At 69.4% G+C, this 8,003-nt stretch carries 11 protein-coding genes; 8 read left to right on the top strand and 3 right to left on the bottom strand.

From position 1 onward, the window contains the following. The first annotated feature begins 61 nt into the window (after nt 1-61). Entirely contained in the window at nt 62-712 is a 651-nt protein-coding gene (locus HTZ82_RS09385; protein WP_175408849.1) for a SurA N-terminal domain-containing protein, read from the top strand. 58 nt (nt 713-770) lie between these two features. Beyond that, entirely contained in the window at nt 771-1,736 is a 966-nt protein-coding gene (locus HTZ82_RS09380; RefSeq protein ID WP_309235387.1) for a nucleoside triphosphate pyrophosphohydrolase, read from the top strand. Between the two features lie 119 nt (nt 1,737-1,855). On the opposite strand, the gene HTZ82_RS09375 is transcribed toward HTZ82_RS09380, so the two are convergent. Next, nucleotides 1,856-2,119, bottom strand: a complete 264-nt coding sequence (locus HTZ82_RS09375; protein WP_175408847.1) for a hypothetical protein — start codon at nt 2,117-2,119, stop codon at nt 1,856-1,858. A gap of 174 nt (nt 2,120-2,293) precedes the next feature. Between HTZ82_RS09375 and HTZ82_RS09370 the strand changes: the two genes are divergently transcribed. Continuing rightward, nucleotides 2,294-2,857: an HD domain-containing protein gene (locus HTZ82_RS09370; RefSeq protein ID WP_175408854.1), complete on the top strand. Its 564-nt coding sequence runs from the start codon at nt 2,294-2,296 to the stop codon at nt 2,855-2,857. Here HTZ82_RS09370 and HTZ82_RS09365 read toward each other — a convergent pair. Both HTZ82_RS09365 and HTZ82_RS09360 read right to left on the bottom strand, forming a co-directional pair. Further along, a complete protein-coding gene (locus HTZ82_RS09365) occupies nt 2,845-3,312 on the bottom strand; it encodes an NUDIX hydrolase (protein WP_175408846.1) in 468 nt (155 codons plus the stop codon). The two genes, HTZ82_RS09370 and HTZ82_RS09365, sit on opposite strands and share 13 nt — an antisense overlap. After that, the gene (locus HTZ82_RS09360; RefSeq protein WP_175408845.1) at nt 3,299-4,072 is read right to left on the bottom strand and encodes a helix-turn-helix transcriptional regulator; all 774 of its coding nucleotides are present in this window, start codon (nt 4,070-4,072) and stop codon (nt 3,299-3,301) included. Before HTZ82_RS09360 ends, HTZ82_RS09365 begins: the two co-directional genes overlap by 14 nt. A gap of 98 nt (nt 4,073-4,170) precedes the next feature. Here HTZ82_RS09360 and HTZ82_RS09355 point away from each other — a divergent pair, with 98 nt between their 5' ends. The 5 genes from HTZ82_RS09355 to HTZ82_RS09335 all read left to right on the top strand — a co-directional run bounded on the left by HTZ82_RS09355 (nt 4,171) and on the right by HTZ82_RS09335 (nt 7,681). Further along, nucleotides 4,171-4,863 carry an HAD family hydrolase gene (locus HTZ82_RS09355; RefSeq protein ID WP_175408844.1) on the top strand — a complete coding sequence of 231 codons (693 nt, stop codon included), beginning with the start codon at nt 4,171-4,173 and terminating at the stop codon, nt 4,861-4,863. 108 nt (nt 4,864-4,971) lie between these two features. After that, nucleotides 4,972-5,874, top strand: coding sequence for a radical SAM protein (locus HTZ82_RS09350; protein ID WP_175408843.1), 903 nt, complete (start codon nt 4,972-4,974; stop codon nt 5,872-5,874). 61 nt (nt 5,875-5,935) lie between these two features. Further along, nucleotides 5,936-6,505 (top strand): hypothetical protein, encoded by a 570-nt coding sequence (locus tag HTZ82_RS09345; RefSeq protein WP_175408853.1) that lies wholly within the window; start codon nt 5,936-5,938, stop codon nt 6,503-6,505. Continuing rightward, the gene (locus tag HTZ82_RS09340) at nt 6,423-7,070 is read left to right on the top strand and encodes a bifunctional 2-polyprenyl-6-hydroxyphenol methylase/3-demethylubiquinol 3-O-methyltransferase UbiG (protein WP_175408842.1); all 648 of its coding nucleotides are present in this window, start codon (nt 6,423-6,425) and stop codon (nt 7,068-7,070) included. Before HTZ82_RS09345 ends, HTZ82_RS09340 begins: the two co-directional genes overlap by 83 nt. Before the next feature lie 23 nt (nt 7,071-7,093). Continuing rightward, the gene (locus HTZ82_RS09335) at nt 7,094-7,681 is read left to right on the top strand and encodes a class IV adenylate cyclase (protein WP_175408841.1); all 588 of its coding nucleotides are present in this window, start codon (nt 7,094-7,096) and stop codon (nt 7,679-7,681) included. Nucleotides 7,682-8,003: the final 322 nt, after the last annotated feature.

Here is an 8,003-nt window from a genome sequence, read left to right as displayed (position 1 = left end):
GCGGCCGCGCCGCGGGCCCCCGGACCCCCAGCCGACATACGACCCACGCCGGGAGGCCCCCTTGCACCGCCGCCGTCGCACCGCGCTCTCCGTGTCCGCCGCCCTGATCGCCGCGGCCCCGCTCCTCACCGCCTGCGGCAGCGACGCCCATCCAGGGGCGGCGGCCGTCGTGGGAGGCGACCGGATCGAGACGGCCGCGCTGCAGGCGCAGGTGCGGGACGTCCGGACGGCGCAGGAGGCGTCGCCGCAGGCCCAGCAGCTCATCGAGGCCACCGGTGACCTGAGCCGCGAGAAGCTCAACAGCATGATCTTCGACCGGGTGGTGGAGAAGGTGGCCGCCGACGCGGGCATCACGGTCACCCGCAAGGAGATCCAGAAGACCCGCAGCTCAGCCGCCGAGCAGTACGGCGGCGACGCGCAGCTCGCCGCGATGCTGCTCCAGCAGCAGGGCATCGCGCCGGACGAGATCGACGGCGTGGTCCGCCGCAACATCCTCATGAACAAGATCGCCGAGAAGCACGGCGTGACGAACACGCCGGAGGGCCAGCAGAAGCTCACCGCCCTGTTCACGGAGGCGTCGAAGGCCCTCGACATCGACGTGAACCCGCGCTACGGCACGTGGGACGACGAGCGCATCCAGCTCGGCCAGTACAAGGCCCCGTGGATCCGCCAGATCACCCAGAACCCGGCGACGGGCCCCGAGGGCCTGTAGGGCCTGTAGGCCTGCAGCGCCTGCAGGCGCCTTCGGGCGGCGAGGTAGCGTCGTGGGGGTGAACGCTCAGCGCATCGTCCTCCTCACCTCAAGCCACCGGGTCGCCCCCGGCCTCCTCTCCTGGCCGGCCTGGCAGACCCTGCACTCCGCCGACCGCGTGCTGTGCGCGGACCCGGCCCACCCGCAGCTCCCCTACCTGCGGGAGGCGGGCGTGACGGTGAAGGTGGCACGGCCGACGGCCCAGGACCTGGTCGACTGGTGCATGGCGGAGGGCGGCCGCACGGCGGTGGTCCTGGCCACCGCCGAGGGCGACCAGCCCCTGACGGACGGCCTGGCCCGCCTCGCCGGCTCCGGCCGCGCCGCCATGCCCGACCTGGAGCTGCTCCCCGGCTCGTACGACCTCCCGGGCGCCCGGCTCCTGGACCTCGTCGAGGTCATGGACCGCATCCGCCGCGAGTGCCCCTGGTCGTCGCGGCAGACGCACGAGGGCCTCGCCAAGTACGCCATCGAGGAGGCGTACGAACTGGTGGAGGCCATCGAGGACGGCGACCGCGACGAACTCCGCGAGGAACTGGGCGACGTCCTGCTCCAGGTCGTCTTCCACGCCCGCATCGCACAGGAGGCGGAGGAGGACCCCTTCTCCCTGGACGACGTGGCGGCCGGCCTCGTCGACAAACTCATCCACCGCCACCCCCACGTCTTCGGCGACGAGCGCGCGGAGACCCCGGAGGAGGTCAAGGAGCACTGGCTCCGCACGAAGGCGGCCGAGAAGCAGCGCACGTCGATCACGGACGGCATCCCCCTGGGCCAGCCGGGCCTCGCCCTCGCGGCCAAGCTGGCGAGCCGCGTGCGGAACGCGGCCCTGGAGGTGCCCCTCCCGCAGGGCCAGGGCGTCGGCTACGAGCTCCTGGCGATGGCCGTACGGGCGGAGGCCGAGGGCGTAGACCCGGAAGCCGCCCTCCGCGCCGCGGCCCGCACGTACCGCGACACGATCCGCACGACGGAGGGCCACGCGGCCGGGTGACGAGCGGCGAGCGCAAGCGCTGAATGCCGTTCATCGGGGCCGCGGCCTGCCGCTGAGCTACGCGGCCTGAAAGCCGGAAGGGGCGCCCCGGCGGGGCGCCCCTTCAGCGTTACCCGGGCTCACTCACCCTTGGGCGGGATGATGAACCCACGAGTGGGCCCACCGTCGAACCCCCGAGAGGTGGGCTCCGAGTCGGTCTCCCGGAGCCTCGCCGCGAGGGCCGCGAGGGCTTCGGCGGTGGTGTCCCGCCGCGTCGCGGGGTCGGCCTCGTCGTACACCCGCCATGGCCCCGATGGGTCGTCCGGGTCCTCTGGCGCCACGACTCCGGGGAGGCCGAACCTCCGCAGCGTGGCATCCACGATCCGGGCCTCTTCCGCGTCCATGCCCTCACCCCTTTCAGAGCCCCGACAGCCTACTTGCCCTTGCTCCCGCCACCGTGCGTCGCGCAGTTCCCCGGCCGGACGGGGCCGGTGTCCACGTTGTGGCCGGCCTGTTCGATCAGCCAGCCGTCCCTCGACGCTGTGTATCGGCTGACCCTTATGGGCAAGGACGAGGCCATGGACGGTGTGACCGCTGAGTGGGCCCTGCACGTTGGGAAAGCGGAACTGGCGGTGGAGCTTCCGCGCCGGTGGGCGCACTCACAAGGAGTCGCCGACCGCGCGGCCGGGCTTGGGCGCGTTCTTGGTGAAGACGCCGAGCTGCTGGTGGCCGCCGCCGCGCTGCACGACGTCGGGTACGCGTCCCGCTTGGCTGTGACGGGGTTCCATCCGCTGGACGGGGCGCGGTTCCTGCGGGATGAGCATGGGGCTGACGAGAGGCTGGTGCGGTTGGTGGCGAACCACTCCTTCGCGTTGCTGGAGGCTGAGGAGCGTGGGCTTCGGGAGGTGCTGGAAGCGGAGTTTCCGCTGCTGGAGGATTCGCTGCTGGTGGACGCGCTGGTGTACTGCGACATGACCACAACGCCCGACGGCGGGCCTACCACCGCACAGGAACGGGTTGCGGAGATTCTGGGCCGCTATGGGGTCGACAGCGTGGTGGGTCGGTTCATCCGTCGGGCCTCGCCCGAGATCTTCAATGCGGTGGAGCGGGTGGAGGCGGCCTTGGCGGGTCAGCCAAGGTAGGGGTAGGTCCCGGCGAGGTAGTCGCCAATCTGTTGGCGCATGCTGGGGTGGATGTCGTACTGGTCGAGGTCGGCGGGCTGGACGAAGCGGACGCCGTCGGCTTCGTCGTTGACGGTGGGCTGCCCGCCGGTGGGGCGGCCGATGTAGGTGTTCTCGTACTGCTGGCGGATCTCGCCGTCGCTATAGGCGACGATGTGGTGGGGGTTGGTGTAGACGCCGAGGAAGCCGGTGATCTCGGCCACGATGCCGGTCTCTTCCAGACACTCGCGCACCGCGCACTCTGCGGCGGTCTCGCCGATGTCCTGGGCGCCGCCGGGAAGGGCCCACTGGCCGGTGTCGCGGCGGCGCTGGAGGAGGATGGCGCCGCTGTCGTCGACGACGAGCAGGTTGCTGGCCGGAATGAGGGTGTTGGCCTTGGGGGCGTCGGGGTCGTTGTAGTACTCAGTCCTGCCCATGCGTGGCGGTCCCCTCCTGGTCGGGTGTCCAGGGCCGTGCGCCGGCCCAGACGGCGTCGAAGCTTTGAGCGTAGTTGTCGAACCAGCCGGTGGCATCCACCCGCCGGAGGTGGAACAAGGGGTTGGCGCTGGCCGGTTGGCCCCAGACATGTGGGTTGACCATCAGGTTGTCGTCGTACCGGAAGAGGGAGTTGTAGAGCGTGGTGTCGTGGAGCCGCACCCGGCACCCGGCCTCGGACAGCAGCGGGCGGTAGTAGGTGAGAGAGGCACGGATCTTGGCAGCGAGCGTGTCGCCGATACCTTCCTCGCGGCCCCGGAGGGCGGCGGCCTGGCCGGTTGGGTCGCCGAAGCATAGGCGGACTTGGACGCCACCGGCCGCGCGCTCGGCGAGCATCTTGGCGACGTGCGGGTTGGTCTGCGCGAAGAACGTGCCGGACAGGACCAGGACGTCGATCTGCCGCCGTGCGCCCTGGAGCAGTGCGAGCCATGTGTCACGGGGGACGCTGGCCCGGTTCTGGTAGGTCCCGACGATCTCGCTGCCTAACCCGGTGCCGGACCGTCCGCCCCGGGAGGGCGGTGTCGGCCAGAGGAAGGTCTCCTCGACCCGTAGGTGCTGAGCGGCACGGAAGCGGTGCCGCGGATGGGGTACGCGTCCGCCGAGCCAGCGGCTGATGGTCTTCGGGTCTACCTCACAGGCTTCGGCGAGCGATTCGGGAGTTACGCCCCGCTGGGCGAGTACGGAGTGAAGTCGCTCGTTCACAGAGGTCATACAAGCCCAGTCGGGGGATGACGAGCAAGGACGCTGTGGGACGTTCACGGGTCGGCGGACGGCTGGGCAGCGGTGCTTACGCTGGCGGTATGCACCTCATCGTCCTGTGGGACATCGACCACACACTGATTGACAACGCGGGGGTGAGCAAGGAGATCTACGCCGCTGCGTTCACGGCGCTCGTCGGCTTCTCGCCTGCCCGGGCGGCGCGGACCGAGGGACGCACCGATCGCTCGATCATGAGGGACATGTTCCTCCGACACGGCGTGCCCGAGCCGGGCTGGACGGATGTCGAGGCGGCCCTCGCCCAGGCGGGGCAGGAGAGGTTCGGGGAACTCCAGAAGCGAGGCATGGCTCTCCCCGGTGCACGGGACGCGCTCAAGAGGGTGGCTGAGCAGGACGCTTGGGTGTCCTCGGTATTGACGGGCAACATCGCGCCGAACGCTCAGGTCAAGCTGGGCGCGTTCGACCTCGACTCCCTGGTGGATCTGACCGTAGGCGCCTATGGGGCCGATGCCCTCCAGCGGCCCGACCTCGTAGACGTATCGCGCGAGCGGGTGCGCCGCAGGTACGGGGTAGGGGAGGACGTGCCCGTCGTCCTGGTGGGCGACACACCGCGAGACGTCGAAGCGGCTTTGGCGACGGGTTGCCAGGTCCTTGCGGTCGCCTCGGGAATTCACAGCAGGGACGAGTTGTCTGCCGCCGGCGCGCCGGTCGTTCTGCCGGATCTGGCGGACACAGCGGAAGTCCTGGTCCACCTGGAAGCGGCAGCCGGGAGCTGAAAACGTCCCAGGACGTCCTCGTACCGTCCGATTACGCGGTGATGGCGTCCGCCCCCATCCCGACACCATCGGGTTCTCCCCACCAGACAACTGGCTCAGGAGGCCCACGTGATCCGCGACATCACCGGCATCCGCAGGATTCGGATGCTGTACCTGCAGCTTCTGTACCGCTGCAACTTCAACTGCCTGCACTGCTTCCACGGCAAGCGCCTGAAGCAGGGCGACGCGTTCAGTGCCGACGAGGCGATCAACCTCATCCGGCTCATGCACGACCAGTACGGCACGGAGGCGGTGACCCTGCTCGGTGGCGAGCCCTTCCTCCACAGGGACTTGCCGCAGATCGTCCGGTACACGAGGCAGGAGCTGGGAATGCAGGTCGAGATCTGCACCAATGGCTACCGCATCGAGAGCCGCCTCACCGAGGTCGCCCCCTACCTCGACCTGCTGCGCGTCTCGCTGGAGGGGCTCGGCGAGACCAACGACGCCATCCGCAGGTCCGGTAGCTACCTCGCCGCCCTCAGCACCCTGAACCTCGCTCGCGACCTCGGCGTCATGACCGGCGCGACGATGACCGTGACCTCCCAGAACATCGACGAGGTCCTGCCCCTGGCCCGCACCATGCAGCGGTTCGGCGTCCGCCAGCTCAAGCTCCACTGCCTCCGCCCGGTCGGCAACGCCGCCGAACACCCCGAGCTACTGGTCACCGAGCCGACCGCCTACACGCGCCTCCGCGAGGACCTCCAGCAGGCCGGGCTCTCCATCGAGGTGATCGTCGACGAGGACCTGTCCGAGAACGGCGCCCCGGAAATCTGCGCCCCCGCCGACGGCCCGCGCGAGATCGACCGCATCGAGGCCGACCCCCGAGGAGCACTGACCATGTCCTGCAAGGCGGTGGGCAAGGACTCGCACGCTTTCTGGTACGAGAAGACCGCGAACCGCATCGTCCACCGGCCCTCGGCCACGGACGAGCTCACCCTCGCCGTGCCGGACGTGGTGTACGCCCGTGCCTGATCGGCCACTGTTCGAAAGCCTCGAAGGGCTCCGCGGGACCGGCAAGTCGACCATCGCGCCGATGCTCGCCGCAGCGCGGGGAGCCGTGCTGGTCCCCACCGTTCCCCTCTTCTACCAGGCTATGAGAAGACAGGTGGACGTGCGGGAGAACACCGAGGCCCGCATGTGCTTCTACCTTTCGGCCCTCTTCACCGCCGCCGAGGAGATCCGGCGCTACCTCACCGCCGACATCCCCGTCGTCGTGGAGAGCTACTTCCCCAGGTGCATCGCCAACCACCGGGCCTTCGGGGCCCGGCTCGGCGTCACGCTCCCGGTCGACCTACCGCAACCCACCACGTACCACCTGCTGTGTGCGGAGGGCGAACGGCAGCGGCGGCTCACCGAGAGGTCCAAGCCCGCCAGCCGGTGGGACGTCCTCAGCGAGGAAACGGCGGACCGGATCACCGAGGCGTACACCGAGTTCCCCATGCATCAGGTGGACACCACGGGTCTTGCACCAGACCGTGTCCTCGAAGCCATCCTCGCCATCGAAAAGGAAGGACACCACCGTGCAGACGCAGAGCCTGTGGGAGCACACCCTCACGTTCTTCCCCCAGTTCCTCGCCGCCCTGAAAGAGCACGCCTCCGGTAGGGCGACGGTCGCCGTCATCGGCGCGAGTGACGGCAAGTTCGTCCTGCCGCTCGCCGCCGCCGGCCACCGCGTCATCGCCATCGAGAAGGACCCGTTCGCCCTCCACGGCGGTGAGGTCAGCCTTCCGGGTGACACCACGGCCCACGCCCTCGGCCTGACTGATCGCCTCAAGCGCGAAGACCTCGACAACCAAGTACAGGTCATCGAGCAGGACTTCCTGCGGGCCGACCTTCCCGAGGCACGCTGCGACGCCGTCTGGACGAGCTGCTCCTGGCACTACAGTGCCAATCACCACACCCCTCTCACCGACTTCGTCACCCGCATGCAATCACTCGTACGCGTCGGCGGCCTGTTCGGTGCGGAGTTCATGATGCCCGTCGAACGGCGCCATCACCTGATCGAGCACTACACGTCACCCGAGGACCTCGGCCGCCACTTCACCGCCGACTGGAACGTCCTGCTCACGCTGCGAACGAACCAGTTCACCGAGCCTCCCCACATCGGCCAGCCCCACGACCATACGCACCGGATGGGCCTGCTGCTCGCGGCCCGAACCGGCATGTAACCGCCACATCAAGGAAGAGGACCATGAAGCACGAGTACGAGGCCAAGTTCCTGTCCGTCGACGCCGCCGCGCTCCAGGCCAAGCTCGCCGCACTGGGAGCCACCCAGGCCTTCCCCCGCACCCTGCTCACGCGCAAGATCTTCGAGAACGACGCCCTCGACAACGGCCAGTGGATCCGCCTCCGTGACGAGGGCACCCGCTCCACGCTGACCCTCAAGCAGGTCACCGACTCGACCACGATCGACGGCACCACCGAGATCGAGACCGAGGTCACCGACCTGCACGCGATGGCGGACATCCTGCGGCGCATCGGCCTGCGCGAGGTGCGGTACCAGGAGAACTACCGCGAGGAGTGGCGCCTGGGCGAGGTGGCGTTCGACTTCGACACCTGGCCCGAGCTCCCCACCTTCGTCGAGATCGAGGGCCCCGACGAGGCCTCGGTCCGCCAGGCCGCCGCCATGCTCGACCTCGACTACGCCGAAGCCAGGTTCGGCAGCGTCGACGAGATCTACAAGAGCGAGGCCGACCGCGACATTCTGGCTGAGCCCACCCTCCTCTTCTCCGACACGGAGAAGACGGAGACGAGCCCCGCGACGGTCGAGAGCCGGTGACACCGGGGGCGGGAGTGGAGCTCACCCGACTTGCCCTGCCACCACGGGTGGTCCCCGGCATCGCCGAGTTCGCCCGCGAGGGTGTCCCTGCTCCGGCAGCCACGAACGACGGCAACGAGTGGGTGGACGGCTTCTGCTGGCTTTACTGCGGTCATCGGTGGACCCGCGTCCTCTGGATCGGCCCGGCGAGCGTCGCCGGCGCCCAGGCACCGATGTACGCATGCGGATCCTGTGTCAGGGCACTGCACGAACTGGTCTGGCAGGCCATCCTTCTCGGCGACGAACCAGCCGCTCAGGCACAGCAGGGCGAGACCACCGATAC

The organism is Streptomyces sp. TRM64462, from assembly GCF_013362995.1.
Classification (GTDB): domain Bacteria; phylum Actinomycetota; class Actinomycetes; order Streptomycetales; family Streptomycetaceae; genus Streptomyces.
The sequence above is the reverse complement of the archived record's forward strand: the minus strand, read 5'-3'. Positions and strand labels throughout refer to the sequence as shown.